Source organism: Pseudomonas sp. P179 (assembly GCF_000478485.2).
Classification (GTDB): Bacteria; Pseudomonadota; Gammaproteobacteria; order Pseudomonadales; family Pseudomonadaceae; genus Pseudomonas; species Pseudomonas aeruginosa.
Genome location: NZ_KI517354.1, coordinates 2,847,349 through 2,860,216, shown reverse-complemented (window position 1 = coordinate 2,860,216; position 12,868 = coordinate 2,847,349). Strand labels below are relative to the sequence as shown.

Annotated in this window: 12 protein-coding genes; 5 read left to right on the top strand and 7 right to left on the bottom strand. The window is 67.9% G+C overall.

What is annotated here, in order from left to right:
• Positions 1-15: 15 nt before the first annotated feature.
• The 3 genes from HMPREF1224_RS25825 to HMPREF1224_RS25815 are packed head-to-tail and all read right to left on the bottom strand — an operon-like array spanning position 16 to position 2,776.
• A complete protein-coding gene (locus HMPREF1224_RS25825; protein WP_003112952.1) occupies positions 16-804 on the bottom strand; it encodes an ABC transporter permease in 789 nt (262 codons plus the stop codon).
• Positions 801-1,730 carry an ABC transporter permease gene (locus tag HMPREF1224_RS25820; protein ID WP_003112953.1) on the bottom strand — a complete coding sequence of 310 codons (930 nt, stop codon included), beginning with the start codon at positions 1,728-1,730 and terminating at the stop codon, positions 801-803. Before HMPREF1224_RS25820 ends, HMPREF1224_RS25825 begins: the two co-directional genes overlap by 4 nt.
• On the bottom strand, positions 1,727-2,776 hold the full coding sequence (locus tag HMPREF1224_RS25815) for an ABC transporter ATP-binding protein (RefSeq protein ID WP_003112954.1): 1,050 nt from the start codon (positions 2,774-2,776) through the stop codon (positions 1,727-1,729). Before HMPREF1224_RS25815 ends, HMPREF1224_RS25820 begins: the two co-directional genes overlap by 4 nt.
• Before the next feature lie 327 nt (positions 2,777-3,103).
• On the opposite strand from HMPREF1224_RS25815, the gene HMPREF1224_RS25810 reads away from it, so the two are divergent.
• On the top strand, positions 3,104-4,069 hold the full coding sequence (locus HMPREF1224_RS25810; RefSeq protein ID WP_003118774.1) for an SdiA-regulated domain-containing protein: 966 nt from the start codon (positions 3,104-3,106) through the stop codon (positions 4,067-4,069).
• Between the two features lie 39 nt (positions 4,070-4,108).
• Here the strand turns inward: HMPREF1224_RS25810 and HMPREF1224_RS25805 are convergent, their stop codons facing one another.
• From HMPREF1224_RS25805 to rpiA, 3 genes are all read right to left on the bottom strand, one after another.
• Positions 4,109-6,052: an autotransporter outer membrane beta-barrel domain-containing protein gene (locus HMPREF1224_RS25805; RefSeq protein ID WP_019396259.1), complete on the bottom strand. Its 1,944-nt coding sequence runs from the start codon at positions 6,050-6,052 to the stop codon at positions 4,109-4,111.
• A gap of 302 nt (positions 6,053-6,354) precedes the next feature.
• A complete protein-coding gene (locus HMPREF1224_RS25800; RefSeq protein WP_003117874.1) occupies positions 6,355-6,687 on the bottom strand; it encodes a YegP family protein in 333 nt (110 codons plus the stop codon).
• Between the two features lie 122 nt (positions 6,688-6,809).
• Positions 6,810-7,481, bottom strand: a complete 672-nt coding sequence (gene rpiA, locus HMPREF1224_RS25795) for a ribose-5-phosphate isomerase RpiA (protein ID WP_003084386.1) — start codon at positions 7,479-7,481, stop codon at positions 6,810-6,812.
• Between the two features lie 234 nt (positions 7,482-7,715).
• On the opposite strand from rpiA, the gene ilvA reads away from it, so the two are divergent.
• From ilvA to HMPREF1224_RS25775, 4 genes are all read left to right on the top strand, one after another.
• On the top strand, positions 7,716-9,254 hold the full coding sequence (ilvA, locus tag HMPREF1224_RS25790) for a threonine ammonia-lyase, biosynthetic (protein WP_017001827.1): 1,539 nt from the start codon (positions 7,716-7,718) through the stop codon (positions 9,252-9,254).
• 119 nt (positions 9,255-9,373) lie between these two features.
• Positions 9,374-9,841, top strand: a complete 468-nt coding sequence (locus HMPREF1224_RS25785) for a DUF2269 domain-containing protein (RefSeq protein WP_003112958.1) — start codon at positions 9,374-9,376, stop codon at positions 9,839-9,841.
• Between the two features lie 50 nt (positions 9,842-9,891).
• Positions 9,892-11,163, top strand: a complete 1,272-nt coding sequence (locus tag HMPREF1224_RS25780; protein WP_010793549.1) for an SDR family oxidoreductase — start codon at positions 9,892-9,894, stop codon at positions 11,161-11,163.
• Positions 11,160-11,627: a DUF2269 family protein gene (locus tag HMPREF1224_RS25775; RefSeq protein ID WP_003084393.1), complete on the top strand. Its 468-nt coding sequence runs from the start codon at positions 11,160-11,162 to the stop codon at positions 11,625-11,627. Before HMPREF1224_RS25780 ends, HMPREF1224_RS25775 begins: the two co-directional genes overlap by 4 nt.
• Here the strand turns inward: HMPREF1224_RS25775 and HMPREF1224_RS25770 are convergent.
• A complete protein-coding gene (locus HMPREF1224_RS25770; protein ID WP_003112960.1) occupies positions 11,600-12,838 on the bottom strand; it encodes an MFS transporter in 1,239 nt (412 codons plus the stop codon). The genes HMPREF1224_RS25775 and HMPREF1224_RS25770 overlap by 28 nt on opposite strands.
• Between the last annotated feature and the right edge of the window lie 30 nt (positions 12,839-12,868).

Genomic DNA, 12,868 nt, shown 5'->3' with positions numbered 1-12,868 from the left:
CGTGGAGGCAGGTTCTCAGCGGCGGCGTTGGCCGAGGTAGTACGACAGGGCGACGAAGGCGATGGAAATCATGAGGATGATCGAGGAAATCGCATTGATCTTCGGGGATATGCCCATGCGGATGGAACTGAAGATGTACACCGGCAGGGTGGTTGCGCCGGCGCCGGCGACGAAATAGGTGATGACGAAATCGTCCATCGAGATGATGAACGCGAGCATCGCCCCGGACAGCACGCCGGGCATCAGCAGCGGCAGGGTGATTTTCCAGAAGGCCTTCCACGGCGAGGCGTAGAGGTCGGCGGCGGCCTCCGCCAGGCGCGGGTCCAGGCCCTCCAGGCGGGCGCGGATCGGCAGGTAGGCGAAGGGGATGCAGAACACGATGTGGGCGATGAGGATGGTGAACAACGACAGCTTCAGGCCGATGAAGGAGAAGAACATCAGGGTCGCCACCGCGGTGACGATCTCCGGCACCAGCAGCGGCAGGCCGAGAACGCCGTTCATCAGGGTCTGCCCGCGGAAGGCGCGACCGCGCATGCCCAGCGCGGCGAGGGTGGCCAGGACGGTCGAGGCCAGGGTGGCGAGGGTGGCGACGAGCAGCGAGTTCTTCGCCGCGCGGAGGATTTCCGGATCGTTGGCCACCACCGCATACCATTTCAGGCTGAAGCTCTCCCAGAGCGTCGCCGACTGGCCGCTGTTGAAGCTGAGCACTACCAGCACCAGGATCGGGATGTAGAGGAAGGCGAAGAACAGCCAGGCGGCCTGGCGCACGCCGCTGAAGGTCCAGAGTGGATTGCGGCCGTTCATGGCTGGCCTCCGCCGGCGTTGGCCCGGAAGCGCAGGTTGTAGATCAGCATCGCCAGCAGGACGAAGGCCAGCAGGGCGAACGAAAGGGCGGCGCCGAACGGCCAGTTGTGCGCGGTACCGAATTGCAGCTGGATCAGGTTGCCGATCATCAGCGCCTTACCGCCGCCGAGCAATTCCGGAATGATGTAGCTGCCCAGGGCCGGGATGAATACCAGGATGCAGCCGGCGACTATCCCCGGCATCGCCAGCGGCACGATCACCCGGCGCAGCGCTTTCCAGCGGTTGGCGCCGAGGTCGAATGCCGCCTCCACCAGGCGCCAGTCCATCTTTTCCAGGCTGCTGTAGATCGGCAGCACCATGAACGGCAGGTAGGTATAAAGGAGGCCGATGATCACCGCGTTGTCGGTATAGAGCAGCCCCAGCCCGGTGTCGGTCAGGCCGATGCCTTGCAGGCCGGCGTCCACCAGCCCGCCGTTGCGCAGCAGCAGGATCCAGGCGTAGACCCGCACCAGCAGGTTGGTCCAGAACGGCACGGTGACCAGGAACAGCAGCAGGTTGCGCCGGCGTTCCGGCTGCAACGCCAGGTACAGCGCGGTGGGGAAGCCGAGCGCCAGGCAGCCGAGGGTGGTCAGCAGCGACAGCCAGAACGAGCGCTGGAAGATGCCCAGGTAGTCGGCGTTGAACACCAGGCTGTCGTCCAGGTCGCGTTCCCAGAGGAAATTGAGGTAGGCCTCCAGGCTGTGCTGGCCCCATTTCACTCCGCCGTAGTCGCCGGATTGCTGGATCGACACGGCGAACATGATGCCCAGCGGGATCACCAGGAACAGCACCAGCATCAGCATCGCCGGGCTGCTCAGCAGCAGGCGCCGACGCAGCTGCCGGCGTTCGGCCGACTGTTGCGCGGTAGGTCGGCCGGCGGTGCTCATTCGGCGAGCACCCGGATGGCGGCGGCGGGAATCCGCACCCGCACCTTCGCCCCCGGACTGTGCGGGCAGCGTGCGCCGTCGCGGTTCTGCTGGCGCACGCGGAAGCCCGGCTGTCCGGCCACGTTCAGGTGGTAGACGGTATCGGTGCCGACATAGACGATGTTTTCCAGCACGCCTTCCAACTGGCCGTCGGCGGCCAGTTCGGTGCGCTCCGGGCGGATCGCCAAGGTCACAGCGCCGCTGCCCGGGGTCGTCGCGGCCAGCCGCTGGCCGTCCGCCAGGCGCACGCCGTCGGCGTCGGCCTGGCCCTCGAGGAAGTTGGTTTCGCCGATGAAGTCGGCGACCGCCCGGTTCAGCGGCGCCTCGTAGATGTCGCTGGGCGTGCCGACCTGCAACACCTTGCCCTTGCTCATCACCGCGATGCGGTCGGACATGGTCAGCGCTTCCTCCTGGTCGTGGGTGACGAAGATGAAGGTGATCCCGGTCTCGTGCTGCAGGCGCTTCAGCTCGATCTGCATTTCCTTGCGCAGCTTCAGGTCCAGCGCCGACAGCGACTCGTCGAGCAGCAGCACCTTGGGCCGGCTGGCCAGCGCGCGGGCCAGGGCGATGCGTTGCTGCTGGCCACCGGACAACTGGTCGGCGCGGCGCTTGCCGACCTCCGGCAGCTTCACCAGGTCGAGCATGCGGCTCACGGTGGCGTCGATCTCGCTGCGCGGGCGGCCCTGCATCTCCAGGCCGAAGCCGATGTTGTCGGCGACGCTCATGTGCGGGAACAGCGCATAACTCTGGAACACCGTGTTGACCGGGCGGCGGAACGGCGGCAGGCCTTCCATGTGTTCGCCATAGAGGCGGATGCTGCCGGAACTGGGCTGTTCGAAGCCGGCGATGAGGCGGAGGAGGGTGGTCTTGCCGCAGCCGGAAGGGCCGAGGAGGGTGAAGAATTCGTTGGCGTGGATATCCAGGGACACATCGTCAAGGGCCTTCAGGCCTTGGCCGGGGGTACCGAATTCCATGCAGATCCGCTCGATGGCTATCGCGCTGGTCATGCTGAATTCCATGCAGTCAAGCAGTTGTTATTGTTGAGGTTTTGCGGTTTCTGGGGCCCGCTTCACCTGCTGCGGTTCGATAATGACCGGGGCGCCGCGGGCGCAGAACGATAGATGCGGCCAATAAGGGATCGAACAGGCCAATCTGGTGGCGCTGGAAGAAGACTGCGGATGCTCTCTTGTCGTCTCTTTCGGACAGGAAACTCGGACCTGTCCGAGTCTCCCGGGCGGCTGGCTGACTTTAAGCTTGGCTTCAGCCTGGAGCCGTAGCTTGCGTAGGAAAGGTCGGGCGCAGCCCGTTTCCATACAGCGTACAGGCTCTATGCTATGACTATCCACGCCCAAACTCCCGAGCCGTTTTCCATGTCCCGAGCTTTCACGCCTCGCCGTCTGCTGCTGGCCGTCCTGCTGGTCGCGCTGTCCGCGCTGGTCCTTCTCGGCCAGAGCTTCCGGGTCTTCGACCGGGCCTGGTTCGCCGTCCAGGAGTGGCGTCACGCCGATGCCTGGAAAGAGCGCTCGATATGGCTGCCGGACTACCGCGTGCGGATCGAGGCGCAGCCCATCGAGGGGTTGAACGACGACGTTTCCGCGCTGACCTTCGATCCCGACCGGCGCACCCTGTTCACCGTGACCAACCAGCCGGCGCAGATCATCGAGCTGTCCTTGCAGGGCAAGGTACTGCGGACCATCCCGCTGACCGGCTTCGGCGACGCCGAGGCCATCGAGTACATCAGCCGCGGCGTCTACGTGATCACCGACGAGCGCCAGCAACGCCTGGTCAAGGTGCGCCTGGAGGACGACACGCGCTTCATCGACGCTGCCGATGCCCAGCAGCTTTCGCTGGGTATCGGCCTCAACGGCAACAAGGGTTTCGAAGGGCTAGCTTACGACGCCGAGGGCAAGCGCCTGTTCGTCGCCAAGGAGCGTGACCCGGTGCGCATCTACGAGATCCACGGTTTCCCCCACACCCAGGCGGACAAACCGTTCGCCGTGCACGTGGTGGACGACCCCGGGCGCGACAAGCGCCTGTTCGTCCGCGACCTGTCCAGTCTGCAGTTCGACGAGGGCACCGGGCACCTGCTGGCGTTGTCCGACGAGTCGCGTCTGGTAGTCGAGCTGGACACCGACGGCGAGCCGGTCAGCACCCTGTCGCTGCTGCGCGGCATGCACGGCCTGAAGCGCAGCGTGCCGCAGGCCGAGGGCGTGGCGATGGACGACCGTGGCGTGCTCTACCTGGTCAGCGAGCCGAACCTGTTCTACGTCTTCAGCAAGGACGAGCCGGCGCAGCCCTGACGCGGCCTACGGGGACGGCAGGAGCGTCCCCTGGCCCGCTCAGAACTGCCAGTTCACCCCGAGCGAATAGCCCGCTTGGTTGCCTTCGCTGTGGGCGAAGCGGCTGTTGGCTTCGGCGAAGACCCCGAGCTGCTCGGTGATCGCCAGTTGCGCGCCAAGCTGGGCGCGGCCGAAATCCTTGTCCACGCCGCCCATGTCGGCGACCCGGACACGCCCGTCGCCGCGGCTGGTCAGGTCCATGTCGTCCAGGCGTCCGTCCGCCAGCTCGCGGACCCAGCGCAGGCTGGCGTAGGGTTGCAGGCGCATCCTCGCGCCCAGCGCCAGCTCGCCGCGCAGGCGCCAGCCGAGACTCGCCTCCAGCGAGTCGTAGTCCTGCTTCTCGTAGCCGAGTGCGGTACGTAGGGCCTCGTCCTCGCGGAAGTCGTCGATGCGGTAGCGCATGTAGTCGAGGCCGGCCAGCGGCCCGCTCCGCAGTTCGCCGAAGCTGAAGTCATAGCCGCCTTCCAGCCGGGCGCCCCAGGACCAGGCCGAGGTGTCGCCCGACAGACGCTGGTCGAGCAGCACCGGCCCGCCGGCAGCCTGGAGGTAGACCGAACGCTTGCTGTCGTAGCGGGTATGCCCGAGGTTCAGCTCGCCGGCCAGCCATTCCGGACCGCCGTCGTTGTACAGGCCGAACAGGCCGAGCTGCCAGGTGTCGCCCTCGATGCGCCCACCATGGTCCAGCTTGTCGCGGCTGCGCTGGAAGGCCAGGCTGCCGCCAAGGGTCAGGGCCTCGCTGTAGCGGTAGTCGCCGAGCAGATGCACGCCGGCGCGCCTGGACTCCGGATTGCCAGGCATGTCGAAACCGCTGTCCGGCGAGACCTCGCCCTCCGCGCCCACCTCGCCGTCGAAGCTGCCTACCGGCCGGTTGCTGCCGAGCAGGGTCAGCCAGCGGCGGTCGTGCAGGCGGGTCAGTGCCTGGTGCTGGCGCTGCAACTGGTCTTCCATCTGCCGCGCCAGGGCGCCGCCGGAGGCGGTGGAGGCCAGCAGGTCGGCGTTGGTCAGCTCCAGCACCAGGCGCGTCAGCAGGCGGGAAAAGTCGCGCATGCGTTGCTCGATGCGCTCCTGGCCGAGGGCGTTGGTCAGTACTTCCTTGTTGTCCTCGGCCGGGTCGTGCCAGGTTGAGCCGCCGGGAATCGCCGGGTTGTCGGTCTGCTCGTAGCCGTCCAGGTCGCCCAGTTCCCAGTTGGTCGCCTCGATGAACAACACCGGGATGTCCATCCCGTTGAAGCTTTCGCCGTCGCTGCAGCAGCCGGTACCCGCCGGGTATTCGGCGTTCAGGCCGGGGTTGGTGAACAGCGGGATGTCCAGCTCGCGGGCGATGCGCAGGATCTGTTCGCGGTAGGCGCCGAGGGCCGGGTTGGACACGCTGTTGGAGCCGGCATGGGCGTACATCTTGTCGCCGGTGACCAGGCTGTCGAGGTTGATCATTCCCAGCAGGTTGGTGCGCTGGCTGGCGTCGAGGGACTCGACGTAGGCACGCGAACCGCGCAGGCCTTCCTCCTCGGCGCCGAAACCGACCACCTCGAGGCCGTTCTCCAGGGCGATGCCGCCGAGGTTGCGGGCGATCTCGGTGAGCACCGCCGCGCCCGAGGCGTTATCGTCCAGGCCCTGCAGGGTCGGGCGACCGTAGTAGGTGTCGTAGTGCGCGCCGAGTACCAGGAACTTCCCGCTGCTGCCGGGCGCCGAGGCGATGACGTTCTGCGAACTGCGGTTGCCGGCCCAGGTGAAGTCCTGGCGACTGGTCTGGTAGCCGAAGCCCAGGCGCGACTGCATCAGTTCGCTGGCGCCGGCGAAGCTGGCGGTGCCGCGATAGCGGCCCGGGTAGTCGGTGATCAGGCGCTCCAGGGTCTCCCCGGCGTATTCCCCGTATTGATAGGCGTTGGCACCCAACGACAGCGCAGCACATCCCAGGCCTACAGCGACAGCTAATGGTTTGAACACGGCACTTTCCTCTGTGTCGGTACGATGGTGCATCGAATGATGCTCGCGCCGCGGAAAGCAGGATGCGGACCGTTTCATGTCCCTGGAGCACGAATTGACGCCTGGGCGACCTGCGGTGTCGCTACGTTGTAACTGGCAGCGGCTTGGACGGCGAAGCAGAGAGAGGCAGCGGCCGGGAGTGTTACTTGCGAGCCTGAAAATGGGGCGCTGCGTTCAACTCCTGGGACGGGAAGTAACCGCGGAAGGGAATGCAGAGGTGGATGGGCGGCGCTTGTGCCTCGGCACAGGCGCCGCCAGGGGCCTCAGCTTTCGTCGCTGAGGCCGGCTTCCGGCGCTGCGCGCTTCACCGACTGCACGCCGGCTTCGGCGTTGGCCTGGCTGGCATAGAGCTGGCTCTGGCCGACGACCTGGCCATTGGTGGCCTTGAGTACGAAGTGGAACTTGCCGTTGCTGGCCGGCTTGACCTCGAAGGCACCGTCGCGCTGGGAGTTCTTGCGCACCGACTCGATGCCGCCGAGCGCCGAGTCCTTGGCCTTGTACAGTTCGCTGGTGAGAATGATCTCGCCGTTGGCGGCATGCAGGTTGAAGTGGAACTGGCCGTCTTTCGCTTTCTTCAGATGGAATTTGGCTGCCATGTCTAGCTCCTTGTTCACAGGGTGAGGCGGATCGCAACGGACCAGCCGTCTGCTGAGACACAGCGTAGCCGCTTTTGTTGCAGTGTCGCCCCGCTCCGGTCATCGGCCTGGGGCGAGCGGGCTCAGGCCTTGAGGGTCTTGACGCCGTCGGCGGTGCCGAGTAGCAGCAGGTCGGCCGGGCGGGCGGCGAACAAGCCATTGGTGACCACGCCGACGATGGCGTTGATCTTCTCTTCCAGTTCCACCGGGCTGTCGATGCGCAGGTTGTGCACGTCGAGGATGATATTGCCGTTGTCGGTCAGCACGCCTTCGCGGTAGACCGGATCGCCGCCGAGCTTCACCAGTTGGCGGGCGACGTGGCTGCGAGCCATCGGGATGACCTCCACCGGCAGCGGGAACTGGCCGAGGATGGGCACCAGCTTGCTGGCATCGGCGATGCAGATGAAGGTCTTGGCCACCGCGGCGACGATCTTCTCGCGGGTCAGCGCGGCACCGCCGCCCTTGATCAGCTCCAGGCGCTCGTTGCTTTCGTCGGCGCCGTCGACGTAGAACTCCAGCTCGCTGACCGTGTTCAGCTCGTAGACCGGGATGCCATGCTCCTTCAGGCGTTTGGCGGTGGCCTCCGAACTGGCTACTGCGCCGTCGAACTCGGCCTTGTGGCGGGCCAGGGCATCGATGAAGAAGTTGGCGGTGGAGCCTGTGCCGACGCCGACGATGCTCTTGCTGTCGAGGTGCGGAAGAATGTGGTCGACGGCGGCCTGTGCCACTGCCTGCTTGAGCTGATCCTGGTTCATCCCGGGTGCCTGTCTGGTTGCCTGGCCGGCCGTCCCGGCGGCGCAGGCGGAGGGTGCGCGCGGCCGGGGCGGCCCGGCGGGTTTCCGGCACGTCCTGTGCCGCTGCGATACGAAGGGACGAATTATAGCGGCCTGGCGTCCTCCGGTCTTGCCCCGGATGACCGGCAGTCGCGGTGTTTTCCTGCGGCGCGCCGGTAGTCCGCCCGGCGGGCCTGGAGTAGACTCCGGGCTTCCGTGAAGTCCGCCGAACCGCCTCCGATGCTCGAACAATACGTCAAGAAGATCCTCACCTCGCGCGTCTACGACGTCGCGGTGGAAACGCCCCTGCAACCCGCCCGCCAGTTGTCCGAACGCCTCGGCAACCAGGTCCTGCTCAAGCGCGAGGACCTGCAGCCGGTGTTTTCCTTCAAGATCCGCGGCGCCTACAACAAGGTCGCGCAGCTCACCGAGGAGGAGAAGGCCCGCGGGGTGATCGCCGCCTCGGCCGGCAACCACGCCCAGGGCCTGGCCCTGGCGGCCAAGCGGCAGGGGATCAGGGCGGTCATCGTGATGCCCAAGACCACCCCCGAGATCAAGGTCCAGGCGGTGCGCGCCCATGGCGCCAAGGCGGTGCTGCACGGCGACGCCTTCCCCGAGGCTCTGGCCCACGCGCTGAAGCTGGTCGACGAGAAGGGCTACACCTTCGTCCATCCCTACGACGATCCGGACACCATCGCCGGCCAGGGCACCGTGGCCATGGAGATTCTCCGCCAGCAGCCCGGCCGCCTCGATGCGATCTTCGTCCCGGTGGGCGGTGGCGGACTGGTCGCCGGCATCGCCGCCTACGTCAAGTACCTGCGTCCGGAGATCAAGGTGATCGGCGTCGAGCCGGACGAGTCGAACTGCCTGCAGGCGGCCATGGCCGCCGGCGAGCGGGTGGTGCTGGGCCAGGTCGGGCTGTTCGCCGACGGCGTGGCGGTGGCGCAGATCGGCCAGCACACCTTCGACATCTGCAAGGACCACGTCGACGAAGTGATCACCGTCAGCACTGACGAGATCTGTGCGGCGATCAAGGACATCTACGACGACACCCGCTCGATCACCGAGCCGGCCGGCGCGCTGGCGGTGGCCGGGATCAAGAAGTACGTCGAGCGCGAGCGCGCCGAGGGGCAGACCCTGGTGGCGATCGACTCCGGCGCCAACGTCAACTTCGATCGCCTGCGGCATGTCGCCGAACGCGCCGAACTGGGCGAGCGCCGCGAAGCGATCATCGCGGTGACCATTCCCGAGCGGCCGGGCAGCTTCAAGGCCTTCTGCGAGGCGGTCGGCAAGCGCCAGATCACCGAGTTCAACTATCGCTACCACAGCGGCAGCGAGGCGCACATCTTCGTCGGCGTGCAGACCCACCCGGAGAACGACCCGCGCGAGGCGCTGGTGGCCTATCTGCGCGAGAAGGGCTTCCCGGTCCTCGACCTGACCGACAACGAACTGGCCAAGCTGCACATCCGCCACATGGTCGGCGGCCATGCGGTGAAAGTCAGCGACGAGATGGTGTTCCGCTTCGAATTCCCCGAGCGGCCCGGCGCGCTGTTCAACTTCCTCACCAAGCTCGGCGGGCGCTGGAACATCTCGATGTTCCACTACCGCAACCATGGCGCGGCCGACGGCCGGGTGGTGGCCGGGTTGCAGGTGCCGGAAGACGAGCGCCACCTGATCCCGCAGACCCTGGAGGCGATCGGCTATCCGTACTGGGACGAGACCGCCAACCCGGCCTACCAGCTGTTCCTCGGCTGACCCGCGGCGGCTCGCCGACACGGGCTGCTAAGCTTCACGGGCAGGTGATCTCCTTCCTCGGGAACTGAGCCCGCCCCCGGCCCCTCAAACGGGCCGGGAACACGGACAAGGATGCGCTGATGGAACATTTTCTCCAGATCAAGATTCTCCACGGAGTCGCCACCGTGCTGCTGTTCGGCGGCCTGCTCGGCCTGGCGTTCTACGCCTGGCGCAGCTGGCGGACGGGCGACGCGGCTCGGGTCGCGCGCGGTTTCAAGCGGGTCCGCCTGATCGGCTGGCCGCTGCTGGGGCTCAGCCTGCTGGCCCTGCCGGTCAGCGGCTGGTGGCTGGTGCACCTGGCCGGCTGGCCGTTGGGCCAGAGCTGGCTGCTGTTCGGCGCCTGCCTCTATCTGCTCGGCTGCATCTTCTGGCTGGTCCTCGCCGGCCGCCTGGCGCGGGTCCAGCACCAGGCCGGCGCCGCCGAGACGGCGGGGGCCGCGCTGGGCGAGCAGACCCTGCGCGAGATCAAGGTGGGCCTGGTCATGGCCCTGCTCGGTGCGGCCAGCTTCATCGCGGTGGCGGTACTGATGGTCAGCAAGCCGCTCTGAAACGCCAACGAAATGGACTTCACCGGCCTTCGCCGGTTCTGTAGGAACGCATGCGTATTCTGCTGGTAGGCGCGGGAGGTTTCGTCGGGCGGCACCTGCTCCCGGCGCTGCTCGCCGCCGGACACGAACTGCTCCTCACCGCGCGCCGCCCGCCGGTCGATGCGCCTGCCGGCGTACGCTGGCTGGCGCTCGACCTGGAGCGGCTTGCGGAAAGGCCGGACAGCTTCGCCTGGCCCGCCGGGGTCGACCTGCTGATCAATGCCGCCGGCACCATGAGCCTCGACGAGGCGAGCATGGCTCGCGTCCAGGACAGCGGCGCGCGAACACTCTTCGACCTCGCTGCAGCCCATGGGGCGAAGGTCCTGCAGATTTCCGCGCTGGGCGCCGGTGCGCACCCGGACGTGGCCTTCCTCGCCAGCAAGGCGGCGGCCGACCGCCACCTGCTGGAACTGGGCATCCCGGCGCTGGTGCTGCGCCCGTCCCTGCTGCTGGGGCCGGGCGGCGCCAGCAGCGCCTGGCTGGAACGCCTGTCGCCGCTACCGCTGATTCCCTTGCTGGACAATCGCGCGCGCCTGCAACCGCTGCATGTCGAGGACCTGGTCGGCGCGGTGCTGGCCTTGCTGCGCCGCTGGCCGGAGCGGGCGCAGGTGATTCCGCTGGTGGGTCCGCAGGCGCTGACCCAGGGCGAGCTGCTGGACGAGCTGCGCCGCGCCCAGGGTTGGCCGCGCGGCCGCTATGCGGTGCCGCCCGCGGCGCTTCTCGATGCGTTGGGCGGGCTTGGCCGGCGTGCTGGCTGGCGGACACTGAGTCCATCGATGCTGAAGCTGGTGCGCCACGACAACCTGGCCGACCCGGCACTCCTCGATGCGGCCTGCGGCTATCGTTGCGCGCCGCTGGCCAGTCGCCTGCTCGGCTGGCCGCAGGCGGCACGCAGCCTGGCGGCGCTGATGCGGCCGCTGATGCTGGCGGCCCTGGTGCTGATCTGGCTGGGTACCCTGGTCGCCTGCCTGGGGCCGGGTTACGGTTGGGGCCTGCGGATCCTCGGCGAGGCCGGCATCCACGGCTGGCCGGCGAGCCTGGCGGTGATCGCCGGGGCCCTGCTCGACGGCGCGCTCGGCGTCGGCCTGCTGCTCCGCCGCTGGCGCCGGCGCGCGCTGCTGGCACAGTTCTGGCTGATGCTTGGCTACAGCCTGGCGATCAGCCTGATCCTGCCGCACTACTGGTACGACCCCTACATGGCGGTCGGCAAGAACATCGTGCTGATGGTGGCCACGCTCTGGCTGCTGGGCGACGAACCTCGAACCAGGGAGGCCCGTGGATGAACCTTTACCTGCTGCTGAAGACCCTGCATATCCTTTCCTCGACCATTCTCTTCGGCACCGGCCTGGGGTCGGCCTACTACGCCCTGCGTGCCTGGCGCAGCGGGCAGTTGCCGGTGATCGCAGTGACCTTCCGCCACCTGGTCACCGCCGACTGGCTGTTCATCGCCACCACCGCGGTGTTCCAGCCGCTCAGCGGCCTGGCCATGGTGCATGTCGCCGGCTGGTCGCTGGCCCAGGGCTGGTTGCTGTGGAGCCTGGGCCTCTACGTGTTCGCCGGGCTCTGCTGGCTACCGGTGGTGTGGTTGCAGATCCGCGTACGCGACATGGCCGAGGCGGCCTTGCGCGAGGCGCGGCCCATCGAACCGCTGGCGTACCGCTACATGAACGCCTGGTTCATCCTCGGCTGGCCGGCCTTCATCGCCTTCATGGTCATCTTCTACCTGATGGTCAACAAGCCGGTCTGAGGGTCCGCTCGGCGCAACCAGAGCAACGCCAGGACCAGGAACGCCAGGGAGCCGCCCCAGTACAACCAGGCGAAGCCGCCGGGCCGCTCCAGCAGGAGGAAGGCCAGGGCCGGGCCCAGCGCGGCACCGAGGTCCTGGACGATGGAGTAGCGGGTCATGAAGCCGACCACGTCGCCGGCGCGGGCGACGTCGGCGGCGAGGGCGTCGGTCAGGGTGGTGAGGGCGGTGGCGACCAGCATCACCAGCAGGGCGATGGCCAGCCAGGCGAGAATGGGCAGCCTGCTGGAAAGCAGGCCGAAGCCCATTGCGCCGACCAGTAGCGCAGCCACGTAGAAGCGCCGACGCCCGCGCGGGCCATCCGACCAGGCGCCGAAGCGCCCGGCCAGCCAGGGCTCCCAGGACCAGCGCAGGGCCTGGATGATCCCGGAGAGGCCGGCGGCGCTGAGCGCCAGGCCGAGCAGGCTGACCTCGGTGCCGAAGCTGCGGGCGATCAGCGCGCTCAGGGTGGCGGCGAGCACGCCCTGGATCAGGAGCGCGGTGGCGAAGCCGCTGAGGATCACCAGGCCGCGCGGCGGCGGGCGCCTGGCGACGCTGGTGGATGCCGTTGCGGCGGAGGTCCGCGCATGTCCGGCGGGATTCTCCGGCAGGTCGAAACCCTTCGCCAGCAGCGGCAGGCCGAGCAGTGCCAGGAGCGCGAAGGACAGCGCCAGCGCCGGCAGGCCGAGGACCGGCACCAGCAGCCCGCCGAGCAGCATGCCGACCAGGCTGCCCAGGCGGTAGAGGCCGTTGTACAGGCCCATGGCGTGGCCGCGCTGGTGGTCGGCGGCGCAGTAGACCACCGCCGAGAGCCCGCCGATGCGGAAGAACGACCAGCCGATCCCCCACAGTCCGCGCAGCAGCACCCAGGCCAGGAAACCGCTGGCCAGGCCGTAGCCGGCGGTGCTCAGCACGCCGATGACGACCGCCAGGAGCAGGCCGGTCTTCAGTGCCAGGTGCTTGTACAGGCGGCCGATCAGCGGATTGAAGGGCAGGCGGATCAGGCGGTTGATCGACAGCAGCACGCCGACCTGCCAGAGCGCCTCCAGGCCGACCTCGTGCCAGTAAATCGGCAGGGCGATATAAAGCATCGAATCGCCGGCCAGGCATAGCGCGGTGACCAGGGCGACGATCACGACCGGCCGCAGCGAGCCGGGAGCGGGGGTGTGGGGCATCCTGGGTCCGCCGTGGCGCCGCCCGTCGGA

Excerpts from the sequence above, each read along its gene's own strand:
- HMPREF1224_RS25825 (WP_003112952.1), bottom strand. The coding sequence starts at position 804 with ATGAACGGCCGCAATCCACTCTGGACCTTCAGCGGCGTGCGCCAGGCC.
- HMPREF1224_RS25820 (WP_003112953.1), bottom strand. The coding sequence starts at position 1,730 with ATGAGCACCGCCGGCCGACCTACCGCGCAACAGTCGGCCGAACGCCGG.
- HMPREF1224_RS25815 (WP_003112954.1), bottom strand. The coding sequence starts at position 2,776 with ATGACCAGCGCGATAGCCATCGAGCGGATCTGCATGGAATTCGGTACC.
- HMPREF1224_RS25810 (WP_003118774.1), top strand. The coding sequence starts at position 3,104 with ATGACTATCCACGCCCAAACTCCCGAGCCGTTTTCCATGTCCCGAGCT.
- HMPREF1224_RS25800 (WP_003117874.1), bottom strand. The coding sequence starts at position 6,687 with ATGGCAGCCAAATTCCATCTGAAGAAAGCGAAAGACGGCCAGTTCCAC.
- rpiA (WP_003084386.1), bottom strand. The coding sequence starts at position 7,481 with ATGAACCAGGATCAGCTCAAGCAGGCAGTGGCACAGGCCGCCGTCGAC.
- HMPREF1224_RS25785 (WP_003112958.1), top strand. The coding sequence starts at position 9,374 with ATGGAACATTTTCTCCAGATCAAGATTCTCCACGGAGTCGCCACCGTG.
- HMPREF1224_RS25780 (WP_010793549.1), top strand. The coding sequence starts at position 9,892 with ATGCGTATTCTGCTGGTAGGCGCGGGAGGTTTCGTCGGGCGGCACCTG.
- HMPREF1224_RS25775 (WP_003084393.1), top strand. The coding sequence starts at position 11,160 with ATGAACCTTTACCTGCTGCTGAAGACCCTGCATATCCTTTCCTCGACC.
- HMPREF1224_RS25770 (WP_003112960.1), bottom strand. The coding sequence starts at position 12,838 with ATGCCCCACACCCCCGCTCCCGGCTCGCTGCGGCCGGTCGTGATCGTC.